We start from the raw sequence: 25,261 nt of genomic DNA, 5'->3' as shown, positions 1-25,261 counted from the left end.
CGAAGCGTATTTAGATTTGACTAGGACAGAACGTCTAAAAGTAGTTTACAAAATAGAAAAGGAATTTGAATATTTTATGAAATATTTTAAAAAAATAATGGTTTTAGCCTTGGCAGGCCTAGCCCTAGCTTCCTGTGTAAACCCTAGCAAAACCAGCGAGTCTGCTAGCGATGGTGACAGCAAGACTGTAACTATCGGCTATACTCAATTTCCAGAAAATATTGACCCAGCAGCGGAATACAATGGCTGGTTCACGGTCCGTTACGGAGTGGGAGAAACCCTCTTTAAGATGGACGACAAACTTGAGGTGAAACCTTGGTTGGCTGAGAAAATCGAAGCAGTATCAGACCTAGAGTGGAAAATTACCCTCAAGGATAAGGTTGTCTTCCAAAATGGTGAAAAAATGACCGGTGAAAAGGTCAAAGCTTCTCTAGAACGCCTGGTTGAGAAGAGTGAGCGGGCAGCTGCCGATCTGAGCATTGACAGCATATCTGCAGAGGGTCAAACTGTGACCATCAAGACAAAGGCTGTGCAGCCGATCATGGCTAATCTCTTGGCAGAGCCCTACTCCGCTATTGTGGATACGACTGGCAAGAGCGCATCTGATAAGGCTCCTGTCGGAACTGGACCTTACATGGTGACCAAGTACACTCCTGAGAGCGGAGCAGAGCTCAAGGCTTATGACGACTACTGGGATGGCAAGCCCAAAGTTGCTAATCTGAAGATTAAATACTTCTCTGATCCGACAGCTATTTCTGCAGCCCTCAAGTCTAAGGAAGTCGATGCCGTCTATGGTCTGCCTTATGCAAATCTAAGTACTTATGCTTCCGATAAGAACTACAAAATTTCTGAAGTAGAAGGTTCCCGCTACCTAGCTTACTATTATAACTTCGAAAATCCTTACGTAGCAGATGACAAGTTCCGTCAGGCTTTAGATACCTTGGTAGACAAGAAGACCTACTCTGAATCCCTCTTTAAAGGCTCAGCTGTGCCAGCTGTTGGACCTTTCCCTACAGGCTTTGCCTTTGCCCTGCAAAAGAGCGTCCATGAATTTAACGTAGACAAGGCTAAGAAACTCTTGGATGAAGCTGGCTACAAGGATACTGACGGCGATGGCTACCGTGAAAAAGACGGTCAAAAAGTCAGCATTGAGCTGCTGTCCTTCACTCGTCTGCCTGAAATGCCGCTGGCTGTAGAAGCAAGCCAACAACAGCTTAAGGAAGTCGGAATTGAAGCGACTATTAAGAAAGTTGAAGTCAGTGCCGTTGCCAGTGAAAAGGACTATGCCTTCACGCCTTACGCAGTAGTAGCAGCTCCTATTGGTGATCCGTATGCCTTCTTCAACAGCGCTGTTAAGACAAACGGAGCAGCTAATATCGGTCACTACAGCAACCCAGAAGCAGACAAGAAAATCGAAGAGCTGGCGACTGAAACGGATCCAGCTAAGCGCAATCAGCTCAGCAAGGAAATCCAAGAAATCATGGATAAGGACTACGGCTTTACCATTATCGGCTTCTTCAAGGTCGCTCTGGTAATGGACAAGTCCGTCTCTGGTTTGGAATCCCATCCAACAGACTACTATCACGTCAGCAACAAACTATCAAAGGAATAAAGCATGCTGGAAATGAAAGATCTGCTGGTGCAGTCAGCAGATAAAGTCATTCTCGATCGGGTCTCCCTCTCTCTTGCAGAGGGGGAGTCCCTTTCGATTGTGGGCGAGAGTGGCAGTGGCAAGTCTACCCTGCTCAAGATGCTGCTGGGCCTCCCTCTTAGGGGGCTGACAGTGACAGAGGGCAGTATTACCTTTGAGGGGCAGGAAATTCAGCCCCATGACCACCGCATTTATCTGCCTTTTGTGGGCCGAGAAGTGGCCTGGATTAGTCAGCATGCCAGTCTCAGCTTCAATAACCGCCGTAAGATCAAAAAGCATTATCAGGACTTGGTGAAAAATCAGGGCCAGAAAGCAGCAAATCTCCGTCCCTTGGAAGAATGCCTAGAGATGGTGGGGCTGCTGCCTGAAAAAGTCGTCAATAAGTATCCTTTCGAGCTCAGTGGCGGTATGATGCAGCTGGTCGGTGTAGCGCTAGCTCTAGCCAGCAGGCCCAAACTATTGCTGGCTGATGAGCCGACTAGCGCTCTGGATGTCCTGTCGAAAATGAAGCTGCTTAATCTCTTGAGCCAGCTTCATCAAGAGGAAAACATGGCCATTCTCTTTGTCACACATGATATCAGCGTAGCTGAGCATCTGGCGCAAAAGGTAGTGGTCATGAAGGAAGGACAGATTGTCGAAAGCGGTCCAGCCCATCAAGTTCTCCGCCATCCTGAGCAGGCCTACACCCAGAAATTGCTGAAGGCTGTGCCCAAGCTGGCAGAGTTTAGAGAAGGGGAGCAGCTATGAGTCAAGTATTGGTCGGTCGCCAGCTGACCTACGAGTATGGTCAGATTGGTAATCGGAGAATTGGTGTCTTTGATATTGATATTAGCTTGGAAAAGGGACGAGCTATGGGGCTGGTCGGAGAGTCAGGATCTGGCAAGAGTACCATTGCCAATCTTATCTGTCGCTTTTTAAAGCCAGATCAAGGGGAGCTGACTCTACTAGGCAAGCCAGTCTCTGCCTACAAGGATAGGGAATACTATGCTCGGGTCCAGTACATTGCCCAGCAGCCCCAGTCGACCTTTCATCCCAAGCGCAGCATTCAGCAGAGCCTAGAAGAGGTCTGTCGAAACTTTTCTTTCTATCAGCAGCCGTCTGATAGGAAGCAAGTCATCCATGACTTGCTGAGATCGGTTGGTCTGACACCTGAGCTTGCTCAGAGGCTGCCACACCAGCTGAGCGGAGGAGAATGTCAGCGGGCAGCTATTGCCCGTGCCTTGCTGATTAATCCCGATGTGCTCATCTGCGATGAAATCACCAGTGCTCTGGATGTGACCGTTCAGTATGAAGTCATGCAGCTGCTGGCAGACATCAAGGAGCGCTCGCAGACCTCCTTTCTCTTCATCTCTCATGACATCGCACTGGTCAGCAATTTTGCGGAAGATTTGGTCGTCCTCAAGGACGGAATCGTGCAGGAAAAGGGCAGCATGCGAGAGGTCGTCTCTGCTCCCAAGAGTGACTATACCAAGCTCTTGCTCAGTCAGTACAGGGAGGATAAAGATGAGGATTAAGCAAGAACTAGACTCTATGGCCCCCTGCAGCAGCTACCAAGGTAGTCTGTCCATCACGGATAATCTGGCTATCCAGTACACTCTGCTCAAAGGACAGGCCTCCCAGCCCTTGCTGACTATCTGTGCGGCAGTCCATGGCTGCGAGTATGTCGGTGTCAAGGCACTGATGGATTTGGCGCATGAGTGGGACTTTAACTTTCAGGGCTCTGTCCTCCTCCTGCATGCAGTCAATATCAGTGGCTTCTGGGCTCGGGAGACGACGCTTGTACCTGAGGATGGCCTTAATCTAAACAGGATTTTTCAAGACCAGGAGCCAGCTTCCAGCCTCAGCTATCAGATTCGGTCTGTGATTGAGAGTCAGGTCTTTAGCGTCAGTGATTTCCTGATTGACCTGCACAGTGGCAATCGGGAAGAACTGCTGACACCGCATGGTTACTACTCTCTACGGGCCAATCCCGAGGTGGTCGAAAAGTCCTATCAGATGCTGCAGGCTTCTGGGACACCGATTATCTACCAATCTCAGGACTGTGGCAATCTTTATCACGCTGCCTCGGTAGATTATGGACTGCCTAGTATCCTGCTGGAGCGGGGAGAAAACGGCACCTGTCTGCCAGAGGATGTACTGGCCATGAAAGAGTCAGTCAAGCAAGTCGCCCGCTATCTTTTTGAAGGGACCATGCCCTATTATAAGCAGGCGCCACTGATCTTTGACGACAGCTACTATCTGACCTGTCAGAGGTCGGGCTGCTGGATGTGCTTTGTTCGGCCTAATCAAACAGTACAGGCTGGTCAGGTCATCGGCGAAATCTGTGATATTTATGGCAATATTTTAGAAAAGGTGACTGCCAAGGAAGACGGTCTGGTCCTCTACCAGAAGGCGACCTTGGTCGTCCACCAAGGCGAAGTGCTGCTGGCCGTAGCCAGCAAGAAGCCTGAAAGCTACCAGACATCTGAAAGGGAGGCGCATGATTAAATTTATTATCAAAACTATTCTGCAATTCGTCCTCATCCTGCTCTGCGTCAGCTTTATCTCCTTTTTACTGGTTTATCTAGCACCGGGAGATCCGGCTGAGAGCATTCTCAACGCTCAGGGTATTCCTTTTACCAAGGAACTGCTGGAAATCAAGCGGGCAGAGATGGGTCTGAATGGCAGCTTTATGGAGCAATATCTGGCCTGGCTGGGCAGGATTGTCCATGGCGACTTTGGTGTGACCTATAATTCCGGAGCTTCGGTCTGGGAGCAGCTGATTTTCTATTTTCCCAATACAGTCTACCTAGCTTTTTATACCCTGCTAGCGACTCTGGGAATTTCCCTGCCGACAGCTCTCTACACATCCTACCATGCTGGAAAGCCGGTTGACCGCTTCTTGATGGCAGGTCTGGCTTTTCTGAATGCCATTCCTAGCTTTGTTATGGGGATTATCCTGATTCTGATCTTTTCTGTTCAGCTGCACTGGCTTCCCATTCAGGCAACGGCTAATGAGCTGGGTCTAGTCTTGCCAGTCATGACACTGGCCATGATCATGTCCACTCGCTATATCCCACAGCTGCGGACTGCTTTGATTGAAGTGCTGCATTCGCCAGAAGTCGAAGGTGCGCGTGGTCGGGGGATTCGAGAGGGGCATATCCTGTTGCATGACGTGATTTACAATGTTCTGCCCTTTCTTCTGACCTTGGTCAGCCTTTCTCTGGGCTCGCTCTTGGGCGGTGTGGCTATTATTGAGCATCTCTTTTCCTGGCCGGGCATCGGCAAGATGCTGATAGGAGTCGTCGCCAAGCGGGATTATCCCCTCATTCAGGGGGCGGTCCTCTTTATCACAGCGGGAGTCTTGACTGTAAATCTAGTCTTTCAGCTGCTTACGATTTGGCTCAATCCTCGCGTCCGACTGGCTCAGGAAAATCCCAAACTGCTGCCGCGCACGAAGAAATTAAAAGCAAGCAAGGAGGGTTCGTATGGATAAGAAAATCAATCGAAAACTCCTGGCCTTGGGCGGCCTCATCGTCCTGGCTCTGATCCTATCCTCCTTGGCCCCTCATCTCTTGGGTGATAGTTTAACCAAGGTCAATTTGGGCCAAGCCCTGCAAGGGCCGAGCAGCAGTGAGTGGTTCGGAACGGACGCTCTAGGACGGTCTGTCTTTGCGCGTGCAGTGAGCGGAGGTGCGGAAACAGTCCTGCCAGCCCTGATGATTCTGATGCTAATTGCGACGGTAGGCTCCTTTATTGGGGTAACCAGCGCCTTCATCGGCGGGAAATTCGACCAGTTCATCTTGCTGGTTATCACGGCTTTTCAGTCTTTCCCATCTATCATTCTGGTCATTGCTATCGTCAGTATCTTGGGCATCGGTCTCCAGCAAACCCTCATCGCTATCTGCTTGACGGCCTGGACCAAGTATGCCTACCTGATGCGCTCCATGACCCTGCAGCTGAAAAATGAACCCTATATCCAGTCCTCGAAAATGTATGGCAATAGTTTTTGGACAAGCCTGAAAAACTATTATTTCCCCAGTCTTTTTCCTCAGATTCTGACAACCATGAGCTTTGATATTAGCACCATTATCATGGAAATCGCTGGCCTCAGCTTTGTCGGTCTGGGAGCTCAGGCACCATCGCCTGAGTGGGGAGCCATGATTAATGACGGCCGGATTTACATTCAGGAAGCCCCTTGGATTGTGGTCTTCCCTTGTATCTTACTGATTCTGACCATTCTCCTCTTTACCAAGTTCGGAGATGCTCTCAACAGCAAGTACAATCGCATGAGTTGATCATCAAAAAAATATAAACTGCAGCCTCTATCTCTTGGGACTGAAATCATAAAAAATATGAATACAAGAAAGTGATTCAATAAAAATGAGAAAAAAACTATTTTTATTAGTTGTCCTCTTGCTGCCTTTATTCTTGGTAGCCTGCCAGCAAAACTCAAATTCTTCCAAACAAGCCAATGAGAAAGACAAACTCACTATGGGCTGGGGAGAAGACTTTGGGGATGTCAATCCTCACCGCTACAATCCAGACCAATTTGTCATTCAGGATATGGTCTATGAAGGCCTAGTCCGCTACGGTGACAATGGGAAAATCGAGCCAGCCTTGGCTGAAAGCTGGGATATCAGCGAAGATGGTAAAACCTATACCTTCAAGCTGAGAAAAGCAAAATTCTCAGACGACTCTGACTTTAACGCAGAAAATGTCAAACGAAATTTCGATACCGTCTTTTCAGAGGAAAATAAGAAAAACCACACGTGGTTTGACTTCACCAACCAGCTGGAAAGCTATCGAGTTGTAGATGAGCATACTTTTGAGATTAAGCTCAAACAAGCCTACAGTGCGACTCTCTATGATTTATCAATGATTCGTCCGATCCGCTTCATAGCTGATGCTGCTTTCCCTGACGGAGATGATACGACTAAGGACAACCTCAAGAAGCCAATCGGAACAGGTCAATGGGTTGTCAAAGATAAGAAGCCAAACGAGTACATCACCTTTACCCGTAACGAAAATTACTGGGGTGAAAAGCCTAAACTGAAAGAAGTAACAGTCAAGATTATTCCAGATCCACAAACCCGTGCTCTTGAGTTTGAGTCTGGCAATGTTGACTTGATCTATGGAAATGGCGTTATCGGTTTGGATAACTTTGCTAAGTATGCCAAGGATGATAAGTACACGACAGACGTATCTCAGCCAATGTCCAGCCGCCTCATGCTCTTGAATGCCAAGCAGGAAATCTTCAAAGACAAGACTGTCCGTCAGGCTATGAACCATGCGGTTGATAAAAAGTCTATCGCGAAAGACATTTTCCGCGGAACAGAAACACCAGCTGATACCATCTTCTCTAAGTCTACACCACACTCTGATGCCAATCTGACTCCCTATGAATACGATATCGAGCTGGCTGAAAAGATGCTGGATCAAGCAGGCTGGAAGAAAGGCTCTGACGGTATCCGCGAAAAAGATGGCAAGAAATTGAGTCTGAATGTTCCTTATATCTCGTCTAAGGCGACAGACAAGGACTTGGTTGAGTACTTCCAAGGCGAATGGAAGAAGATCGGAATCGATGTTCAGCTCAAAGCGATGGAAGAAGATGACTATTGGGAAAATATTAAGACGGGCGACTTTGATTTGATGCTGACCTTCTCTTGGGGAGCACCTTGGGATCCGCATGCTTGGATGACTGCCCTGACTTCACCAGCTGACCATGGCCACCCAGAAAATGTTTCCCTAGAAGCTCTGCCATCTAAGCCAGAAATTGATAAAATTATCAAGGCGACTCTGGTCGAACCAGACGAGGCAAAAGTCGATGAAGGCTATAAGAAAGTCCTCACCATGCTCCATGATGAAGCTATCTATATTCCAATCACTTACCAATCCGTTGTTTCCGTCTACCGCAAGGGAGAACTCGAGGGCATGCGCTTTGCTCCAGAAGAAAATGCTTTCCCACTGCGCTATATTGAGAAAAAATAAAAACTGGCTTCATAACTGCAAATTTTAATATAAAGGGAGTAGTGCTGCTAAGTTGAAAAGCTTATCAGCCGCCCCTTTTCTTTTAAGGACTATGAAAAAAGATTTATTTAAAAAAATAGTTTCTTTCTTGGCTGCCCTATTGATGATATCAGTATTGACCTTTCTCTTGGCCAAGCTATCCTCAGCTGATCAAGCAGAAAATTATTTAAGGGTATCTAAGATTCAAGTGACTCCTCAATCTTTGGAAAAAGCCAGAGATTATCTGGGCCTCAATCAACCTTGGCCCCAGCAGTATCTAGGTTGGCTGACAAAGGCGCTTCGTGGGGATTTTGGGACGTCTTATCTATTAAAGGTTCCTGTCCTGCCCTTGGTGCTGGAGCGTTTCCAGTCGACTCTTTCTCTGGGCTTGACATCCTTTGCGCTTATTTTGTTTACGTCCATTCCTTTGGGGATTTTTAGTGCAGTCTACAAGGGTTCTCTCTTTGATAAGGTCACTCGCTTTCTATCCTTTTCCAGCGTTTCCATGCCCAGCTTTTGGCTAGGCTACATGCTGATTGTGATTTTTGCTGTTCAGCTGAGGTGGCTGCCAGTTTCGGGCAAGCAGGACCTTAGCAGCTTGATTCTTCCTAGTCTGACCCTCAGTATGTCATTGATTGGCCAATATACCGCTTTGATCCGCAAGGCCGTGCTGGAGCAGATGAACAGTGTTCATGTCGAAAATGCCCTCCTGCGCGGAGTCAGTAAGTTCTTCCTGGTCAAGAATCATCTCTTGAGAAATTCACTGCCAGCTATTGCGACAGGCCTGAGCCTGACCTTGGTCTATCTTCTGACAGGATCCTTAATTGTCGAAGAAGTCTTCTCTTGGAATGGTGTCGGTTCCCTCTTTGTAGATGCGCTGCAGTCTGTGGATCTGCCCATTATCCAGTGCTGTATGCTTTTATTTGGCCTATTATTCTTGGGAAATAACATTCTAACCCAGCAGCTGCCGCTCTGGATAGACCCTAGAGTCGGAAAAAGGAGGAGCAATGTCTAAACGATTTATTTTTTCAAGTGTCATTTTGCTAGTCCTCTTTATCTGCGCTCTCTTTGCTCCCTATCTATCGAGTTTCGACCCCCAGCAAGTAGAGATCTCAAACAAACTAATGGCACCTGACGCTGTTCATCTGCTGGGAACCGATCAGCTGGGCAGAGATGTCTTGTCTCGTCTGCTGCACGGGGCTCGTTATTCCCTCTTTTTATCTTTGACTATCAGTCTGCTGGAAGTGGTCATCGGTGTAACAGTCGGCTTGCTGATCGGATGGTACCAAGGAAAGGCTGAAGCGACCTTCTTATGGTTTGCAAATGTTATTTCCGCCTTTCCTAGCTTCCTGCTATCGCTAGCTACTGTTGGGATATTGGGACAGGGAATGACCAATATGATTTTAGCCATTGTCATCATAGAGTGGGTTTACTATGCTCGGGTGACGGCCAATCTGGTCAAGAGTACCAAGGAGGAAGCCTATGTCATTTCTGCCCAGACCATGGGACTCTCTCAGATTCATATCCTCAAAACCCATATCCTGCCCTTTATCTACAAGCCCATTTTGATTATTGTGCTGATGAATATTGGGAATATCATTCTCATGATTTCTGGCTTTTCCTTTCTGGGAATCGGTGTCCAGCCTAACATTACCGAGTGGGGCATGATGCTGCATGATGCTAGAAGCCATTTTCAAACGGCAACTTGGATGATGCTGGCGCCCGGACTAGCTATCTTTCTGACTGTGGTCGCCTTTAATCTATTTGCTGAATGCTTTGAAGAGAAAGGCTGGAAACAGACATGGAAAAAATAGCAGTAAAGCAACTGACAGCCCAGATTGAGGGAAAGACCATACTGCAGGACATCAGCTTTGAAGTGGAGGCGGGTCAATCTATGGTCATTATTGGAGAGAGTGGTTCTGGCAAAACCCTCTTAACCAAGATATTGATTGGCCAGTTGCCTTCATCCTTGAGCATGCAAGGTGAAGTTCACTATGGCTCCATGTCTCTAGAGCGCAATTCTCTCAAGGACTGGCAGCAGCTGCGGGGGAGACGAGTGGCCTATATGTCTCAAAATCCGATGGCTATGTTCAATCCTTTTCAGACCATTCAAAGTCATTTTTGGGAAACCCTGCGCAGCCATAGCAAGATTTCAAAGAGCGCTTGTCTGACTAAGGCAGTAGCTTCTATGAAAGAAGTCAGACTGGGAGAGCCGGAAGAGCTTTTGAAGAAATATCCTTTTGAGCTCAGCGGCGGTATGCTGCAGCGGGTCATGCTGGCTATCTTGCTTTGCCTGGAGCCAGAGACCATCATTTTGGACGAGCCTACTTCGGCGCTGGATATCCATAATCGCGAGCAGATTATTCTCATCTTAAAGGAGCAGTTGGCTAAAGGCAAGACCCTCATCACAGTGACCCATGATTATCATTTGGCGCGGGAGCTGGGAGGCAAGATGCTTGTCATGTATCAGGGGGCTATCATGGAGGAAGGGCCGGTTGCTAAGCTCCTCGAAAGTCCTTCGCAGACCTATAGCCAAGACCTTATCTTAGGAAATCCATACGAACGGTTGGTGAGACAAGATGCTGGAATGTAGACATGTTTTTAAAAAATTCGATGGCAAAATGGTTGTCAAAGACTGTAACTTCTCCGTCCAGAAAGGTGAAATGATCGGTCTGATGGGCGAGAGCGGCAGTGGTAAGAGTACACTGGCTAAATTGCTGATTGGTCTAGAAAAGCCCAGTCAAGGCCAGGTCTTACTGGATGGCCAGCCCTACTCAGTCAAAAAGTCTGGCGTGAGAATTTTGCTGGTTTTTCAGGACTCACTCCATTCGGTCAATCCGCATTTTACAGTCGAGCAGGTCTTGACAGAGGCCCTGCCAAAAAATGTGGCTAGAGAAGAGGTAGAAGCCATTCTAGAAGACGTCGGTCTGGATAAAAGCTATCTGAATCAGCTAGCACGCCAGCTCAGTGGCGGCCAACTTCAACGGATTTGTATCGCCCGCGGCTTACTCTTAAAGCCAGATGTTCTCATCTTTGATGAGGCTCTGAGCGGTCTGGATCCCATTGTTCAGGGAAGGTTGTTACGCCTCCTATATGATTTGTGGGAGAAATACCAGCTGACTTATCTTTTCATCTCGCATGATTTCAAGCTGAGCTACGCTCTCTGCCATCGGATTTTGGTCATGGCAGACGGGGAAATTGTTGATGAGATAAAGGACTTTGAGCTGCCTATCCAAGCTCATCACCCCGTGACAAAAAAGTTGATAGGCGACAAGGGAAATTTCAACTGACGAATATCTTAACTAGCTAATCTATTTTAAAATTAAACATAAAGGAACCTATATGAAACGTACTTTTGAAACGAGAAAACTTTACTTCGGCTTTCCAGTCTTCTTTTTAGGCTATAAGGACGATGTGCACGGCTATAATATTTCGACCTCAAGCTCGGTTTATTCCTTGGGCAGTATGATGGTTATTGCCATGCGTACCAAGGGGAATGCCATTACAGAGATTACCAAGCACCAGCAGTTCACAGTCAATGTCCCAGAGAAGGATTTGACCAAAGAGTCTGAAATTGCTGGCTTCAACAGCCGCAAGGACAAGTTTGCCCTGACTGGTCTTAGCTACACAATCGGCGAGACTGTGGATGCTCCGCTGGTAGACCAATGCCCTGTATCCATTGAGTGTCAGGTGCTGGATATGGTCGAATGCGGTGCCTTGACCAATGTCATCGCCCGTGTCACTCGGCGCGTGGTTGATGAGGATTTGATTGATGAGAATGATGCTTTCCGTAGTGACCGTTTTTCTCCTATCAGCTACATGGGAGACGGAGATGGCCGGCTTTACCGCTATTTCAGCGACGAGTCAGTCAAGATGGGCTCCATCATTAAAGAAATCCGCAAACAAGAAGAAAAATAAAGAAACCGCTGAGATTCATACTATCTCAGCGGTTTAGTTTTCTATCAAAAGTTTTTCTTCTAGGCCAAATTTCTCTAGAAAACGGTCTTGCTCTTCTTGGATTTGCGGGGTCGGATTTTTGATGCCCATGACCAGTTCTATCATCTCCGGATGGACCTCACGCACCAGCTGACACAGAGCCCAGATAGCTGTAGCGACATGAATGGGATTTTGCCCCTTGTCGATAATTTCCAGCATTTTAGGAATGGCAGAGCGGTCATTGGCATTTGCCAGAGCGATAATGGCATTGCGCTGCAGGATATTTTTCCCCCGCCAGCTGCCGGCCACATGACCGAATTTCTCTTTAAACTGACCGTTGGAAAGCTCCAAGAAAGGCAGGAGTTCTGGATGAGAAAGGTCGGGGTCAATCTCTGTCGCCAGAGGATTGTCCAAGCCTTTATTGTAAGGGCAGCAAATTTGGCAGATATCACAGCCATAGATGACAGTCTTAATCTTCTTGCGAAATTCCAGATCCATGACGCCCTTGTCCTGAGTCTGAAAGGACAGACAGCGCTTGGCATTCATGCTGCCATCGCCAATCAAGCAGGAAGTAGGACAGGCTGTCACGCAGCGATTGCAGTCTCCGCATCCGTAGTCGACGGGCTGATCGGGCTCGATGTCCAGATTGGTGATGAGCTCTCCTAAAAACATATAGGAGCCAAATTCCTTGGAGATGACCAAGCCGTTCTTGCCGATAAAGCCGATTCCTGCTCTCTGGGCTACGGCGGTATCGACCAAGGCGCCCGTGTCCACCATGCCCTTGTATTCAAAGTCAGCGGTCAGCTCTTCGATTCCCTTGGCAAGCCGGTCCAGCTTGTCCTGCAGGACATAGTGGTAGTCTAATCCCCAGCTGTTGGGGGTGAATTTGCCCCGCTTGTAGGCCGTTTTCTGAGGCTGCTGCTTGAGCTTGTGGGGGTAAGCGACTGCGATAGAGATAATGGTCTTGGCTGAGGCTAGACTGAGCTTGGGCTTGATCCGCTCCTCGATGTTTTTATGTTCAAATCCTGAATTTCGCCCTTCGTCTACAGCCAAGCGCAGCGATTTCTCCAGATAGTCGAAATCATCCGCTGTCGTAAAGCCAATCTTAGAAATCCCAATTTCTTTTGCTAAGTTAATAATTTCTTCTTTGATGTTCATCCTTACTATTATAGCGGAAAAATGCCAACTTGGCGAATGATTAATAAAGGGAACTATCCTATAGAACTATACCTATAGTTTTATAAGACTTCCTTAGCCTATATACTGTATGATATAATGAAATGTGGAATTTTTTTATAGAAAGTTCCGCAAAGTTTAGGGGAAATTTTATAAAGTTAAACAATGGGAGTTTACAAAATGAAAAAGAGATATTATGAATTTTTGAATGTTCTTGTTACGGATTGTAATCCAATCAGAAACTTAGATTTTTATAAGGCTGGTTTAGTTGAGTTATTTTTCATCTCACTGGTATTTATCGTTTCTATTTTCTTACGCGGGGAGATGCATCATCTGAGCATGATAGTCATGAATTTTACTATTGTTCACACGCTTATCTTGTTCCTGGCCTTTTTACTCTTCCAAAAGTTTTTTGATATTAAAGCCTTGCAGCTCATTCCGACCAGCTCTTACCTATTTCTTCATTTTGAATTGCTTTTTTGGGGCTCCATCTTTTTTGGTGAGAACCACTTAGCATTTTTTATGATTTTTATCATACTCAGCTTGTCTTATCAGTTGATTAATTTGCTCTATCAGATAGTTATCGTTTCAAAATTGAGATATTTTGAACAGAAACAAAAGATCAATATTTTGCAGATTCACGCCATCGTCCTGTGCTGCTTGTCAGCTGCAGTAGCAGTCATCACTCGCTTGTTTATGCTGTCAGGACTCTATATGATTATTGCCTTGGTAGGTTTGAGCATCGCATTGACGCCCTTGTATCTATTGGGCTATGCACAAGTTTTCACAGGCTGGAGAAATCAAGTGCCCGAAAAATGGTAGAATTAAAGGGGATTGTCTGTCTAGTCTTGAATACGTTAGGTTTCCTCTAACACATTGATTGAGAAGATTAGAGTATATGCATTTTAATCAGTAAGGCAGAGAAATAATTTCCCTGCCTTTATTTTTTTACAAATCTGAAAGCGCTTCATTGACAAAGTCTGTCAGATAGTTTATAATATAATAACAGTATAGAAAATGGCAAGGAAGCCTGATTTGATCGCAATGAAGCGAGTGTTTCAGAATCAAAGGGGTTTTCTATGCCATTTTTTTGCGCACTATTATTTTTTATGGAGGATTGTTTCTATGCGGACAAAAGGAATTGTGCTGCTTTGTAGTTTGGCTTTGCTTCTGGGAGCTTGTCAAGCGGGGAATAACAAGACGACGACGGAGTCATCCTCGGCTAAGACAGAGACAACGGATAAGGACAAGGCTAAGACTTTGGATAAGGGCGTTTGGGAAGACAAGCTTTATGCCCGCCTGACTAAGCTCATCAAGGAGAATGGGAACACCAGCTCTAGCTATGATAAAAATAAAAAACCTTATGCCGTCTTTGACTGGGACAATACGACAGTCATTAATGACATCGGTGAAGCAACCTTTACCTATCAAATTGAAAATCTGGCCTTCAAGATGACGCCAGAAGAATTTGACCAAGCAGTGCGGACCAATATACCGAGCGACGATTTCGTTGAGGATTACCATAACAAAGATGGTGAGCCAGTAAACATTGACAAGATTGCAGCTGACTTGCTTTCTGACTACACGGTTATTTACAATAGCTATAAGGGAATGCAAGGAGACAAGTCTCTGGAAGAAGTCAAAAAGACTGACGAATACCAAGACTTTGCTTCTAAACTCCGCTATCTTTACGAAGCGATTGGTGACACCTTCAGTTCGGATATTAGCTATCCATGGGTGACCTACCTCTATGCAGGTATGACTTCTGAAGAAGTTCAAGCCCTATCTGAAAAGTCTATTGACCAGGCTCTTGAGGACAAGCTGACTTCTGAAACTTGGGAAAGTCCAGAAGGCTTGAAAGGTGAGTCAGGCCAAATCACTGTGACCTTCAAGCGAGGTGTTCGCTCAGTCAAGGAAATGCAAAATCTCTACAAGACTCTGATGGCTAACGGCATTGATGTCTATATCTGCTCAGCGTCTTATATCGATGTGATTATCCCTTATGCTAGCAATTCTAAGTATGGCTACAATATTCCTAAAGAAAATGTCACTGCTATGCGCCTGAAAAAGGATGATCAGGGAGTGATTCAGCCAGAATACGATACCAATTATGCTCAGACTCAAGGTGAGGGCAAGACAGAAACCATCAAGAAGCTGATTGCTGTCAATCATGACAATCAAGAACCAATCCTGATTGCCGGCGACAGTAATGGCGACTATGCTATGCTCAAGGACTTCCCTAAACTGCAAATGGGTATCATCTTCAATCTTTTGAGAGATCCTAGCAAGGGAATCGGTCTTTTGCAAACTAAGGCAATTGAAACTTACGGCCAGGAAGATGCCCTTTACTATCTGCAAGGCCGCGATGAAAATAAAGGTGTACTGCTCGATGGCAGGGAAACTATCAAACTAGATAGTAAGGAAGCCCAGCTAAGCAGATAGCAGGCAGTTCCCTGTCATAGAGAGGAATGGATGCAAAATATGAAAAAAATCATGTTTGTCGGTCCGGTCGGAGTGGGTAAGACAACCCTGACTCAGCGACTGAAAGGCTTGGAGCTAAGCTACTTTAAGACTCAGGCTATTGAGTTCTATGATGCCATCATTGATACGCCCGGAGAATTTCTCCAGCATCGTAAGTATTATAATGCTCTGAACGTGACGGCAACGGAGGCTGATGTGATTGGTCTCTTGGTGGCGGCTTCCAATCAGATGCAGACCTTTCCTCAAGGCTTTTCTTCCCTATTCAATAAAGAAGTGATTGGCATTGTCACCAAGATTGATATGGCCGATAAGGAAGAGCAGATTGAAAAAGCACGGCGACAGCTGAAAGCGGCTGGAGCTAAGGAAATTTTTGAAATATCAGCGACGGAAAACGAAGGAATTGACCGTCTCCAGGCTTATCTGGAGGCAGACTAAGGACGAAAAAGCCGAATATGGTATACTAGATTCTAACAAGGAAACGAGGAAGGAATGTCTATTTATGAAAGTAGAGCACGGTGGAAATGCGGCAGCTTTGGCTGAGGAATTTGGTTTTTCTCTAGAAGACTGTCTGGATTTCAGTGCCAATATCAACCCTTTGGGGATTTCTCCGCGGCTGAGGGCTTGTCTGACCGAGTCCATTGATTGGCTGGTTCATTATCCAGACATCAGCTACAGTCGCTCCAGAGAGCTTTTGGCACATCATCATGGACTAGAAAAGGACAAGGTCCTGTTGGCAAATGGTGCGGTAGAAGTCTTTTATGAGCTGGCCCGCTTCCTGCGTCCAAAAACTGTCCTGACTTTGAGCCCTACTTTCATGGAATATGAAAAAGCCTTTTCGCAAGTGCAGGCTAAGGTGGAGCGCTTTAGCCTCCCTTCTCCATCCTATGAGTGGAATCTAGCTGATATGATGCCGGCCTTGGATTCACTAACTGCTGGAGACGCTGTACTCATCTGCAATCCTAATAATCCGACGGGTACCTTGATTCGGCGTACTGAGCTAGAAAAGCTAGCTGAGGACCTGCAGGAGCGGCAAATCTTTTTGATACTGGATGAGGCTTTTATGGACTTTCTGGACGATGAGGAGGACTATAGCTTCGTCTCACGTCTGGCCACCTATCCAAATGCAGTAGTGGTGCGGTCTCTGACCAAGTTTTATGCTATTCCCGGTCTGAGACTGGGCTATGCTCTCAGCTGTCATCCAACTTGCTTTGATGAGATAGAGGGGAGCCGCGCTCCTTGGTCGGTCAATGCTATGGCGGATCACGCCCTGCCTGTCCTTTTGGAAGATCAGGCCTATCAGCAAGCTACCAAGCAGTGGCTTCGAGTAGAAAGAGATTTCCTTTTTCAAGGACTAACTGCATTTTCACAGATTCGGCCGGTCAAGCCTAGTGTCAATTATATCTTCTTTGAGTATCTAGGTCGGCTGGACCTGCGTCAGGAGCTTCGGCAGAGAAAGATTTTTATCCGTTCCTGTCAAAATTATCATGATCTGTCAGAACGGCATTACCGCATAGCCATCCGCAGCCATCAGGAAAATGAACAGCTTCTGGCTTGTCTGACAGAAGTCTTAGCGAAAGAGGCTCCTTATGACTAAGGTAATGGTTTCCTGTCCAGGTTCCTGCGGTGAATTATTTCAAGGTTTAGTTGGAGAGCAGGAAGTCCTGCTCTCCTATGGGATTGAGAAGAGCAGTCGAGTGAGATCGGACGGAGCTTCGTCTCTCGCAAGGCAAGACCAAGGTGAAAAGGTAAGGCGAGCTTTGGAGCTCCTGCCTGAGTCCAATGCTTTCTCTTTTGTTCAGGAGTCCGACCTGCCTATCAGCAAGGGCTATTCTAGCAGCACAGCAGATATGGTTAGCTGCCTGCAGGCAGCTGCTCTGGGGCAGAAGCAGCCTCTAAGAGCAGCAGATTTAACTCGTCTCTGTGCCAAGATTGAGCCTACTGACTCGGTGGCTTTTGAGAACTGGACGGTCATTAATCCCCTGACTGGTCAAGTGGTCTGGCAGACAGACTGGCAACCGGAGCTCTATGTTTATATCTTGGAGCCTGTGGAGATGGTGACTACCCTTGACTTGGTTCGGATGAAGGACAGTCCTAGCTATCCGGCTGAGGAGTCCAAACGCTTGCTTCCTCTCTTTCAGGAGGCTTGTCAGGAGAAGAGTCTGGAAAAGATTGGCCATTTAGCGAGTTATAGTGCTTTGTTGAATAACCAACGGCTGCCCAAGCCCTATCTGGAAGAATTACTGAATTTGGTAAAAAAATACCAATGCTTAGGGCTCAATGTTGCCCATAGTGGCACATTGGTTGGTCTGCTGCTGAGCAGGGAACAGCTAGAAAACTTGCCTCAATTGGAGGCTGAACTAGCTCGCTCAGCCAGTGGGGCTTATTATCAGACTCGGACCTTGAGCAGGATTATTTTTGAAGGGGTGCAGCCGGTCAGGGAGGAGACAGACTAGTTTGAAAGACTTAGAAAAAATTATTGAGCAGATTCTTCCGATAGACAAAGACAAGCTTCAAGAAGGCCGGCGCTACTGTGATCAGCTAGGAAAGCCGCCAGGCTCCTTAGGGAAGCTCGAGACCATCTATGCTCGCTTGCATGCCATGTTTTCTGGTCCCATTGATTTAGAGAAGAAGATTGTTCTCGTCTACGTGGCAGATAATGGCATTGTGGCTGAAGGCGTTTCTGCCAATCCTCAAGAAACGACCTATACTGTTGCTCGCAATATTCTAGTAGGGAAATCAGGCTTGTGTGCCATTTCAGAACATGCTGGTTCAGACATCTGCCTGGTAGACATTGGCTGCAAGAAGGATATCTTTGAGGAAAATAAGGACAAGGTCTGTCATGGGACGCGTAACATGCTCAAGGAGCAGGCCATGACTCGCGAGCAGGCTATAGCGGCAATTCTAGTCGGCTACAAGAAGACAGAGGCCTTGATCAAAGACGGCTATCGTCTCTTTGGAACTGGAGAAATGGGGATTGGCAACACCACCACCTCGGCTGCTGTCATTGCGGCAGTTCTCGGTCTTAAAGCAGAAGACGTCACAGGCTATGGAGCTGGTCTGACTCAGGATATGAAAACTCATAAAACTGCCGTTATCCAGCAGTGTTTGGATCGTCACGCTCCTTATGGAGATATTCTGGATCTGACCGCTAAGCTTGGTGGGCTAGATATGCTGGCTATGGCAGGCACTCATCTCGCCTGTGCCAGCTATCAGCTGCCATGTGTAGTGGACGGTCTTATTTCTCTGACGGGGCTGCTGATTGCCCATCAGCTGACTCCTCATGTCTTGGACTATACCTTTGCTTCCCATGCTTCGACGGAGCCTGCTTACAAACTGGTCAGTGACTTTCTAGGACTGGAGCCTATGCTTTTGCTGGATATGCGGCTAGGTGAAGGCTCGGGCTGTCCTTTGGCTTTCTTTCTGCTGGAAAATGCTGTCTATACCATGGAGCACATGCCAACCTTTGCTGAAGGCAGCTTGAGAGAAGAAGATTATGTTGATATTCGCAAAAATGTGACTTAAAGGAGGAAAAATATGCAACTCTATACAAAAACAGGTGACAAGGGCTTGACCAAGCTAGTTGGCGGCCAAAGTGTCGCCAAGGATGCAGAACGAGTTAATGCTTACGGAACCATTGATGAGCTTAACTCTTGGATTGGTTATACCATTACCAAGCTGGACAAGGATGATAAGCTGAGAGATGAGCTGCTCCAGCTGCAGCATTATCTCTTTGACTGTGGTTCAGACCTCTCTACACCAAAGGGAGTTTACCCTTATAAGGTCGATCAGCAACTGATTGACTGGATTGAGGAGAGGATTGATACCTACGCAGAAATTCCACCGGCTCTGGAAAGATTTATCCTGCCAGGCGGTGACGAGATTGCTTCCATGATTCATGTGGCTCGGACCATTGCAAGACGGGCAGAGCGTCATATCGTAGGGGCTATGTGGACTACAGAAATTAACAATAATGTCCTGATTTTTGTCAACCGTCTATCAGATTACTTCTTTGCCTTGGCTCGAGTAATCAACTTTACTAAAAATCAAGAAGACATCGCCTATGAAAGAGGTGCTAAGGTCTTCCACAATATCACCAAGGCGGATGTTGAGCGTTGGGCAAGCAAACGCCAGTGACAAAAAGAAACAGAAAAAGTTCTGTCTTTCCAAATTGACTCTTACTGAGTCTTGGAAGGACAGAACTTATTTTGATATTCTAAAAAAGAAAGCCGCCTATACATCATCGTATCTTCATGCTAAGCTTCGTTGATTAGCACTAGCTTTCCAATTATTGACTCTGCTCCTTTGCAGAAAGACAAGTGAAACCTCATCTTTAGAAAATTAACGTACTTAAACGTAGAGTCAATAATGGAAACTAAGCTAAAATGTTTGTTCCAAACTGACATCACTACCTTACATCGAGGCATGAAATCTACTAAAATTTAAGAATAAAGACCTGACTTAAAGCTGAAAAGCTTATCACAGTGGCGGGACCGCGCTGGATTTGCACCAGACTTCCATATCCTTAAAAGTACTAAAATCAATTTCCTAGTAACTAGATTGTAACACCTTTCACAGGGAATTACAAGGAAAATGAACTAAATTTTAATAAAAATTTAATTCTTCAAATAAACTTGGCTTTGCAAGGGGATGCGGCACTAAAAATTTCTTATATTAATGACTTTTTCATTGCCTTGAAAGCGCTTTTGTGTTATAATTCAATATAGTACAAAGGGGTACTGAAGATAAATAAGCAATGAAGCTATATGAAAATGCTGTGACGTGTGTAGGGGAGCAGTCTTATTTTCATATAGTTTCTTTTTGTTTAAAAATAGATACAACAGAAAGGAGAAAAGATGTATAAGATTTCCTATAAGACTGAATTGCATGTGGGCAAGGGCGCTCTGCAGCAATTAAGCCATTATAAAAACGAGCATATTTTAGTCGTTGCCGATCCTTTTTTGAAGACATCTGGCACGCTGGATGCCATTTTAGCCAACTTTGATGACAGCAATGACATTGTTGTTTTCACAGACATTGTGCCTGATCCGCCAATCGAAACGGTTGTGGCTGGTATCAAGAGTGCAGGAGACAAGCCAATCAGCATTGTGCTTTCTATTGGCGGAGGCTCTGCCATTGATGCTTCCAAGGCTATGTATTATTTTGCCAAGAAACAGGGTGCCTTCTCAGAGGCCATTCTCATCGCCATTCCGACGACAAGCGGAACTGGATCTGAAGTAACGTCCTTTTCTGTCATCACGGATGCAGAGAGAGGTACCAAATATCCTTTAGTGACCAAAGAAATCCTTCCGGATGTAGCTATCTTAGATGCGGATTTGGTTCTGTCACTTCCTGGTAACATCACGGCTGACACTGGAATGGATGTACTGACCCATGCCATTGAAGCTTATGTATCGACCAAGGCTACGGACTTCTCTGATGCCTTGGCTGAAAAGGCAATCAAGCTAGTCTTTGAATACCTACCTAAAGCCTACAAAAATGGTCAGGATGTAGAAGCGCGTGAAAAGATGCATGCAGCATCCACTCTGGCTGGTATGGCCTTTAACACAGCTTCTTTGGGTATCAATCACAGTCTGGCACATGCGGCAGGAGCTAAGTTTCATGTGCCTCATGGTCGTTTAAACAGTATTTTAATGCCCCATGTCATTCAATATAATGCTGGTATCGAATTCAACAACCGGAACCGGCAGGCGATAGACAAGACTGTAGCAAGCCGCTATCAGGATATTGCCAAACTACTGGGATGCAGTGCTTCAAGCCCTGTATCAGGAGTAAGACAGCTGGTTGAAGCCATCAAGAAACTGCAAAGAAAGCTGGAGATGCCAACTTCTCTAAGAGAATATGGTGTGAAAGCAGATGCTTTTGCTCAGTACAAGGTAGAAATTTCAGAAGCTGCTCTACATGATGGCTGTACTCCGACTAACCCTCGCGTCCCTACGGCAGAAGAACTGCTTAAAGTATTAGAGAAAGCGTTTTAATCCTCTGAATTGCTGTTATGCCAAAATTATTGTATAATGTTTAAGAGCATGCAGTACACTTCTGAAGGTTTAAAATCATGAAGAAGGTTTACTAAATTGGAAGAAAAACAAAGAATGATACAGGAATACGTTCCTGGGAAACAAGTGACCTTGGCGCACCTTATCGCCAATCCTGATGAAGTCATTTTTGAAAAATTAGGATTGCAGGCAGAAATCAAGGATGCGATTGGAATCTTGACGATCACTCCGAGTGAAGCGGCTATCATTGCGGTTGATATTGCGACCAAGGCTGCGGATGTTCAAGTTGGTTTTGTGGATCGTTTCAGCGGCTCTGTCGTGATGACAGGTGACGTTTCTTCTGTTGAGGCAGCTCTCATTGCCGTTTTACAAGGTCTGGAAGAGATTTTGGGCTTCTCCAGCACTGTCGTAACACGGACATAAAAAATCAAACTGTCGAGGGGAAGTATGAAAGGCAGAATACTAATTGTTGATGATGATCCAATTGTAAGATTAGATATCCGAAATATATTAGAGGCAGCTGATTATGAAGTGGTGGCTGAGGCATCCGATGGCTTTGAGGCTATTGATTTGTGTCAGAAATATCGTTGTGACTTGGTCATGATGGACATCAAGCTTCCGCTTCTGGATGGCCTGACAGCGGGTAAAAAGATACTCGAAGACGCTTTAGCCTACAGTGTGATTCTACTGTCAGCCTACAGCGATGAACACTATGTTCAAAAAGCTAAAACCAATGGGATTAGTGCTTACTTGGTTAAACCTTTGGATGCCAAGTCCTTGATTCCAATGGTAGAGATCTGCATTGAGAAGGGCCGCCAGCTTCAGCAGATGTCCAATGAAATGGTCAAACTGTCTAAAAAAATAGACGATCGGATTGTGATTGAAAAGGCTAAAGGCTTGCTGATGGCTCGTGATCATTTGTCAGAGCCAGAAGCTTTCAAGCGCATTCGGACAATTAGTATGCAAAAGAGAGTGCCGATGATTGAGATTGCCAAATTGCTGGTGCTCCAAGATGATGTGTAATGATGTATAAAGATAAGATAAAGCAGCTTTGTCGGGAACAGACAAATTTGGATGAGGCTGATATCGAGCATCTTGTCCAACAGGCTGACGAATTATTGAAAAACTCAGCTTATGCTAATGAAGATGTCTTCATTGACGTAAAGAATATCTTTTCGGAACATGCCATTGTCATCTTTCACAAAAAACCGGAAAGCAAGCTCAGCTTGTACGAAAACTCGGTCGTAGGTGCTATGGCTTATCTGGAAAATGAGCCAGGTGTTATCCGAACCTTGGAGACGGGCGCTCCCTCGATTGGGCTTTCGGCCAGATCGCAGGAGGGCTTAGCCATTCACCAGACGGTCTTTCCGATAGTGAGAGAAGAGCGCGTCATCGGAACGCTGATTATCGAAAAAAATGCTCCTCAGACTTTACCGGACCACTTTTCTTTGGATAAAGAGGACGACGGTTTTGGGTTGCGAAGCACTCCTGAGATTTCAGCGCAAGAGCAGTTTGTTTTATTTGATCATATTGACGAAGCTTGTCTGGTCTTTGACCAGCAGGGCTATCTCAAGTATTTCAATCAAGCAGCTGCCGATTCTTATCGCCATAAGCTGGGCTATATGGACTCGATTGAGGGAATGCACTACAGCAATCTGGTCTTAGACAGTCTGACTTTTGAAGAAATCCAGCAACTGGGACCGCAAGCCCCTCAAGAAAAACCTCACCAAGTTGAGGTACATTATGGAACATATTGCTTTTTGGTCAAACGCTATTTGCTGGCTGAAAGTGAAAATGTGGTCATGATCTGTAAGGATATTACAGACATCAAGGAAAAGGAAGCGCAGCTCTTAACCCATACAACTACCATTCGTGAAATGAACCATCGGGTAAAGAATAACTTGCAAACCGTTGTTTCCTTGCTGCGACTACAGGCTCAGCAAAGTTTAGGAGCAGACACCAAAAAAGCTCTTAATGACAGTATGAATCGTGTGCTCTCTATAGCGGCGACCCACGAACTCCTGTCTTCTCAGCAGGATGACAGCATTCAGATTGAGCATCTGCTGAAGAGAGTTATCGATAATGTTCAGCGCTGTTTTTCCGGGCATAGGGAAATAACCCTGACCTACAGCCTGGAACCGGAACTCTGTCTCGACAGCAGCCGAGCCACTTCACTGGCGCTAATCGTCAATGAATTACTGCAGAACAGCTATGAACATGCTTTTAAGGACAAAAAAAATCCAGAAAAACCGCAAATCCGTTTGCAGGTTGGATTTAAAAATGATATAATAACTTTAAAAGTACTGGATAATGGTAGCGGTTACAATCGAGAGCACACCTTTGAAAATCATCTGGGTCTACTCTTGGTGGAGCGTTTTGTCCAAGGAAAGTTGTTTGGAACCTTGTCTATCCACTCAGACTGTGAGGGGACGACAACGACCATTCGTTTTAAAAAATAAATACTACCAGACTAACAATGATGTCAGTCGAAAAAAGCAATGACGCTTGAAGAATGTAAATGAACTCCGTTTGTTTGCATTGCTTTGAGCGTCTTTTTTTGGAGGTTTTTAGTATGTCAGATAAAATTTTGAGTGTGGGGCTCGATATCGGGACAGCCACTACACAGCTGATCTTGTCAGAGCTTACCATCGAGAATATTGCTTCTGTGTTTACTATTCCTCGTGTCTATATTACAGATAAAAAAGTTCTTTATAAAAGTGAAATTATCTTCACACCAATTTCGGATCAACTTTTGATCGAGGTGGATAAGATCAAAAACTTTGTTCTGAATGAGTATGCGAAAGCAGGCATTCAGAAAAAAGATATTCAGATGGGGGCAGTCATCATTACTGGTGAGACGGCTCGCAAGGAAAATGCCAGTCAGGTGCTTCAAGCACTGAGTGGCTATGCTGGTGACTTTGTCGTTGCGACGGCCGGTCCAGACCTTGAGAGCATCATTGCTGGTAAAGGGGCCTGCAGCCATCAGTATTCTCAAGAGCATCATACATCAGTAGTCAATATTGATATTGGTGGGGGGACTTCCAATCTGGCAGTCTTCCGAGAAGGAGATGTGATTGATACAGGGTGTTTTGATATCGGAGGTCGGCTGATAAAGATGGATCCGCAGACCCAGCGGATTAGCTATATTGCTCCAAAACTGCAGACTATCATTGCAGAGCAGGGGCTTCAGCTGGCAGTTGGTGAAACGGTCCATCGAGCTGATTTGGATCGACTGATTCAAGAAATGGTCTCCGTATTAGAACAGTCTGTAGGAATTGACAATCACAGTCCTTACTATGAGCTCCTACAGACCAACCACGGTCTCAAGTTGAACTATGATCTCCACTGCGTATCTTTCTCTGGTGGTGTAGCTGATGGAATATACTTGGAAACGACCTCGGCGGATGATTTCCGCTATGGGGATATCGGTATCTTGCTAGGCAGGGCGCTGAGCAAATCCAAGATTTTTGATCAAAAGAAAGTCATCCAGTCAGCTGAGACCATCCGGGCAACCGTTGTTGGAGCGGGCAGCCATACGACCGATGTCAGCGGCAGCACCATTACCTACATCTCCGATATCCTTCCTATTAAGAACATTCCAGTTCTCAAGCTGGCAGCTTCTGATGAGCATGAGGACAAGGAGGGGCTGCAGCAGATTATCAAGGACAAGGTGGCCTGGTTCACACTGGAAAATGAAGTCCAGCAGGTGGCTTTGGCAATCAATGGAGAAAAAAGCCCAAGCTTCGCCCGGGTTTTGGAATACGCAGAGGCTATTGTCAAGGGAATGAGAGAAAGCATTGAAAAGAAAATTCCGTTGCTAGTGGTGGTCAGAGAAGATATGGCCAAGGTTCTAGGTCAATGTCTCTTTGCTCAGTTGCCTAAGGATTATCCATTTGTCTGCATTGACTCAGTGGATGTTCAAAATGGCGACTATATCGATATTGGTAATCCAGTCATTGAAGGATCGGTCTTACCGATTGTCGTGAAAACATTGGTGTTTAATTAAACTTTTATT

25 protein-coding genes and 1 riboswitch are annotated in these 25,261 nt (G+C 45.9%); of the genes, 24 read left to right on the top strand and 1 reads right to left on the bottom strand.

The window, feature by feature from the left end; all coding sequences use genetic code 11:
* The first annotated feature begins 16 nt into the window (after nucleotides 1–16).
* The 12 genes from D8877_RS01655 (at nucleotide 17) to D8877_RS01600 (ending at nucleotide 11,557) form a co-directional block, all read left to right on the top strand.
* Complete coding sequence (locus D8877_RS01655; RefSeq protein WP_185760027.1) at nucleotides 17–1,612, top strand: ABC transporter substrate-binding protein; 1,596 nt, start codon at nucleotides 17–19, stop codon at nucleotides 1,610–1,612.
* 3 nt (nucleotides 1,613–1,615) lie between these two features.
* The gene (locus D8877_RS01650) at nucleotides 1,616–2,398 is read left to right on the top strand and encodes an ATP-binding cassette domain-containing protein (RefSeq protein ID WP_125352216.1); all 783 of its coding nucleotides are present in this window, start codon (nucleotides 1,616–1,618) and stop codon (nucleotides 2,396–2,398) included.
* The gene (locus tag D8877_RS01645; protein WP_125352214.1) at nucleotides 2,395–3,165 is read left to right on the top strand and encodes an ABC transporter ATP-binding protein; all 771 of its coding nucleotides are present in this window, start codon (nucleotides 2,395–2,397) and stop codon (nucleotides 3,163–3,165) included. Before D8877_RS01650 ends, D8877_RS01645 begins: the two co-directional genes overlap by 4 nt.
* Complete coding sequence (locus D8877_RS01640) at nucleotides 3,155–4,138, top strand: M14 family metallopeptidase (protein ID WP_125352212.1); 984 nt, start codon at nucleotides 3,155–3,157, stop codon at nucleotides 4,136–4,138. The genes D8877_RS01645 and D8877_RS01640 overlap by 11 nt, the downstream gene beginning before the upstream one ends.
* Nucleotides 4,131–5,126, top strand: a complete 996-nt coding sequence (locus D8877_RS01635) for an ABC transporter permease (RefSeq protein ID WP_111676356.1) — start codon at nucleotides 4,131–4,133, stop codon at nucleotides 5,124–5,126. Before D8877_RS01640 ends, D8877_RS01635 begins: the two co-directional genes overlap by 8 nt.
* On the top strand, nucleotides 5,119–5,928 hold the full coding sequence (locus tag D8877_RS01630; protein ID WP_125352210.1) for an ABC transporter permease: 810 nt from the start codon (nucleotides 5,119–5,121) through the stop codon (nucleotides 5,926–5,928). The genes D8877_RS01635 and D8877_RS01630 overlap by 8 nt, the downstream gene beginning before the upstream one ends.
* Before the next feature lie 85 nt (nucleotides 5,929–6,013).
* Nucleotides 6,014–7,621, top strand: coding sequence for a nickel ABC transporter substrate-binding protein (gene nikA, locus D8877_RS01625; protein ID WP_125352208.1), 1,608 nt, complete (start codon nucleotides 6,014–6,016; stop codon nucleotides 7,619–7,621).
* Between the two features lie 91 nt (nucleotides 7,622–7,712).
* On the top strand, nucleotides 7,713–8,654 hold the full coding sequence (locus D8877_RS01620) for an ABC transporter permease (protein WP_125352207.1): 942 nt from the start codon (nucleotides 7,713–7,715) through the stop codon (nucleotides 8,652–8,654).
* Complete coding sequence (locus tag D8877_RS01615) at nucleotides 8,647–9,453, top strand: ABC transporter permease (protein ID WP_125352205.1); 807 nt, start codon at nucleotides 8,647–8,649, stop codon at nucleotides 9,451–9,453. The genes D8877_RS01620 and D8877_RS01615 overlap by 8 nt, the downstream gene beginning before the upstream one ends.
* Nucleotides 9,441–10,232 carry an ATP-binding cassette domain-containing protein gene (locus tag D8877_RS01610; RefSeq protein WP_125352203.1) on the top strand — a complete coding sequence of 264 codons (792 nt, stop codon included), beginning with the start codon at nucleotides 9,441–9,443 and terminating at the stop codon, nucleotides 10,230–10,232. The genes D8877_RS01615 and D8877_RS01610 overlap by 13 nt, the downstream gene beginning before the upstream one ends.
* Nucleotides 10,219–10,929 (top strand): ABC transporter ATP-binding protein, encoded by a 711-nt coding sequence (locus tag D8877_RS01605; RefSeq protein ID WP_125352200.1) that lies wholly within the window; start codon nucleotides 10,219–10,221, stop codon nucleotides 10,927–10,929. The genes D8877_RS01610 and D8877_RS01605 overlap by 14 nt, the downstream gene beginning before the upstream one ends.
* Before the next feature lie 52 nt (nucleotides 10,930–10,981).
* A complete protein-coding gene (locus tag D8877_RS01600) occupies nucleotides 10,982–11,557 on the top strand; it encodes a flavin reductase family protein (RefSeq protein ID WP_002901082.1) in 576 nt (191 codons plus the stop codon).
* A gap of 33 nt (nucleotides 11,558–11,590) precedes the next feature.
* Here the strand turns inward: D8877_RS01600 and queG are convergent, their stop codons facing one another.
* Complete coding sequence (gene queG / locus D8877_RS01595) at nucleotides 11,591–12,733, bottom strand: tRNA epoxyqueuosine(34) reductase QueG (RefSeq protein WP_002907153.1); 1,143 nt, start codon at nucleotides 12,731–12,733, stop codon at nucleotides 11,591–11,593.
* A 183-nt stretch (nucleotides 12,734–12,916) separates the two neighbouring features.
* Between queG and D8877_RS01590 the strand changes: the two genes are divergently transcribed.
* From D8877_RS01590 to eutA, 12 genes are all read left to right on the top strand, one after another.
* On the top strand, nucleotides 12,917–13,573 hold the full coding sequence (locus tag D8877_RS01590; protein WP_161543461.1) for a lantibiotic ABC transporter permease: 657 nt from the start codon (nucleotides 12,917–12,919) through the stop codon (nucleotides 13,571–13,573).
* A 303-nt stretch (nucleotides 13,574–13,876) separates the two neighbouring features.
* Nucleotides 13,877–15,193, top strand: coding sequence for an HAD family hydrolase (locus D8877_RS01585; protein WP_125352196.1), 1,317 nt, complete (start codon nucleotides 13,877–13,879; stop codon nucleotides 15,191–15,193).
* Between the two features lie 39 nt (nucleotides 15,194–15,232).
* Entirely contained in the window at nucleotides 15,233–15,667 is a 435-nt protein-coding gene (locus D8877_RS01580) for a EutP/PduV family microcompartment system protein (protein ID WP_011836561.1), read from the top strand.
* 64 nt (nucleotides 15,668–15,731) lie between these two features.
* Nucleotides 15,732–16,826, top strand: coding sequence for a threonine-phosphate decarboxylase CobD (gene cobD / locus D8877_RS01575; protein WP_002896402.1), 1,095 nt, complete (start codon nucleotides 15,732–15,734; stop codon nucleotides 16,824–16,826).
* Nucleotides 16,819–17,685, top strand: a complete 867-nt coding sequence (locus D8877_RS01570) for a GHMP family kinase ATP-binding protein (protein ID WP_002903895.1) — start codon at nucleotides 16,819–16,821, stop codon at nucleotides 17,683–17,685. The genes cobD and D8877_RS01570 overlap by 8 nt, the downstream gene beginning before the upstream one ends.
* Nucleotide 17,686: 1 nt before the next feature.
* Nucleotides 17,687–18,754 carry a nicotinate-nucleotide--dimethylbenzimidazole phosphoribosyltransferase gene (cobT, locus tag D8877_RS01565; RefSeq protein WP_185760139.1) on the top strand — a complete coding sequence of 356 codons (1,068 nt, stop codon included), beginning with the start codon at nucleotides 17,687–17,689 and terminating at the stop codon, nucleotides 18,752–18,754.
* A 12-nt stretch (nucleotides 18,755–18,766) separates the two neighbouring features.
* Entirely contained in the window at nucleotides 18,767–19,366 is a 600-nt protein-coding gene (locus tag D8877_RS01560) for a cob(I)yrinic acid a,c-diamide adenosyltransferase (protein WP_002896396.1), read from the top strand.
* A gap of 260 nt (nucleotides 19,367–19,626) precedes the next feature.
* Nucleotides 19,627–19,775, bottom strand: a riboswitch (adenosylcobalamin (AdoCbl) riboswitch).
* A 310-nt stretch (nucleotides 19,776–20,085) separates the two neighbouring features.
* Nucleotides 20,086–21,228, top strand: a complete 1,143-nt coding sequence (locus D8877_RS01555; protein WP_002903897.1) for a 1-propanol dehydrogenase PduQ — start codon at nucleotides 20,086–20,088, stop codon at nucleotides 21,226–21,228.
* 96 nt (nucleotides 21,229–21,324) lie between these two features.
* A complete protein-coding gene (locus D8877_RS01550; RefSeq protein WP_002898216.1) occupies nucleotides 21,325–21,669 on the top strand; it encodes a BMC domain-containing protein in 345 nt (114 codons plus the stop codon).
* A 24-nt stretch (nucleotides 21,670–21,693) separates the two neighbouring features.
* Nucleotides 21,694–22,269, top strand: coding sequence for an ANTAR domain-containing response regulator (locus tag D8877_RS01545; RefSeq protein WP_002910490.1), 576 nt, complete (start codon nucleotides 21,694–21,696; stop codon nucleotides 22,267–22,269).
* Entirely contained in the window at nucleotides 22,269–23,705 is a 1,437-nt protein-coding gene (locus D8877_RS01540) for a sensor histidine kinase (protein ID WP_125352192.1), read from the top strand. Before D8877_RS01545 ends, D8877_RS01540 begins: the two co-directional genes overlap by 1 nt.
* A 113-nt stretch (nucleotides 23,706–23,818) precedes the next feature.
* Nucleotides 23,819–25,252: an ethanolamine ammonia-lyase reactivating factor EutA gene (eutA, locus tag D8877_RS01535; RefSeq protein ID WP_111676323.1), complete on the top strand. Its 1,434-nt coding sequence runs from the start codon at nucleotides 23,819–23,821 to the stop codon at nucleotides 25,250–25,252.
* The last annotated feature ends 9 nt before the right edge of the window (nucleotides 25,253–25,261 follow it).

Origin of the sequence: Streptococcus sanguinis, assembly GCF_003943735.1 — a bacterium.
Lineage (GTDB): Bacteria > Bacillota > Bacilli > Lactobacillales > Streptococcaceae > Streptococcus > Streptococcus sanguinis_E.
This window is presented reverse-complemented; position numbering and strand designations above follow the sequence as displayed.

Excerpts from the sequence above, each read along its gene's own strand:
- D8877_RS01615 (WP_125352205.1), top strand. The coding sequence starts at position 8,647 with ATGTCTAAACGATTTATTTTTTCAAGTGTCATTTTGCTAGTCCTCTTT.
- D8877_RS01585 (WP_125352196.1), top strand. The coding sequence starts at position 13,877 with ATGCGGACAAAAGGAATTGTGCTGCTTTGTAGTTTGGCTTTGCTTCTG.
- D8877_RS01560 (WP_002896396.1), top strand. The coding sequence starts at position 18,767 with ATGCAACTCTATACAAAAACAGGTGACAAGGGCTTGACCAAGCTAGTT.
- D8877_RS01630 (WP_125352210.1), top strand. The coding sequence starts at position 5,119 with ATGGATAAGAAAATCAATCGAAAACTCCTGGCCTTGGGCGGCCTCATC.
- eutA (WP_111676323.1), top strand. The coding sequence starts at position 23,819 with ATGTCAGATAAAATTTTGAGTGTGGGGCTCGATATCGGGACAGCCACT.
- D8877_RS01570 (WP_002903895.1), top strand. The coding sequence starts at position 16,819 with ATGACTAAGGTAATGGTTTCCTGTCCAGGTTCCTGCGGTGAATTATTT.
- D8877_RS01580 (WP_011836561.1), top strand. The coding sequence starts at position 15,233 with ATGAAAAAAATCATGTTTGTCGGTCCGGTCGGAGTGGGTAAGACAACC.
- D8877_RS01610 (WP_125352203.1), top strand. The coding sequence starts at position 9,441 with ATGGAAAAAATAGCAGTAAAGCAACTGACAGCCCAGATTGAGGGAAAG.
- D8877_RS01590 (WP_161543461.1), top strand. The coding sequence starts at position 12,917 with ATGGGAGTTTACAAAATGAAAAAGAGATATTATGAATTTTTGAATGTT.
- D8877_RS01545 (WP_002910490.1), top strand. The coding sequence starts at position 21,694 with ATGAAAGGCAGAATACTAATTGTTGATGATGATCCAATTGTAAGATTA.
- queG (WP_002907153.1), bottom strand. The coding sequence starts at position 12,733 with ATGAACATCAAAGAAGAAATTATTAACTTAGCAAAAGAAATTGGGATT.
- D8877_RS01640 (WP_125352212.1), top strand. The coding sequence starts at position 3,155 with ATGAGGATTAAGCAAGAACTAGACTCTATGGCCCCCTGCAGCAGCTAC.
- D8877_RS01645 (WP_125352214.1), top strand. The coding sequence starts at position 2,395 with ATGAGTCAAGTATTGGTCGGTCGCCAGCTGACCTACGAGTATGGTCAG.
- D8877_RS01635 (WP_111676356.1), top strand. The coding sequence starts at position 4,131 with ATGATTAAATTTATTATCAAAACTATTCTGCAATTCGTCCTCATCCTG.
- cobD (WP_002896402.1), top strand. The coding sequence starts at position 15,732 with ATGAAAGTAGAGCACGGTGGAAATGCGGCAGCTTTGGCTGAGGAATTT.
- D8877_RS01600 (WP_002901082.1), top strand. The coding sequence starts at position 10,982 with ATGAAACGTACTTTTGAAACGAGAAAACTTTACTTCGGCTTTCCAGTC.
- D8877_RS01605 (WP_125352200.1), top strand. The coding sequence starts at position 10,219 with ATGCTGGAATGTAGACATGTTTTTAAAAAATTCGATGGCAAAATGGTT.
- D8877_RS01555 (WP_002903897.1), top strand. The coding sequence starts at position 20,086 with ATGTATAAGATTTCCTATAAGACTGAATTGCATGTGGGCAAGGGCGCT.
- nikA (WP_125352208.1), top strand. The coding sequence starts at position 6,014 with ATGAGAAAAAAACTATTTTTATTAGTTGTCCTCTTGCTGCCTTTATTC.
- D8877_RS01540 (WP_125352192.1), top strand. The coding sequence starts at position 22,269 with ATGATGTATAAAGATAAGATAAAGCAGCTTTGTCGGGAACAGACAAAT.
- D8877_RS01620 (WP_125352207.1), top strand. The coding sequence starts at position 7,713 with ATGAAAAAAGATTTATTTAAAAAAATAGTTTCTTTCTTGGCTGCCCTA.
- D8877_RS01650 (WP_125352216.1), top strand. The coding sequence starts at position 1,616 with ATGCTGGAAATGAAAGATCTGCTGGTGCAGTCAGCAGATAAAGTCATT.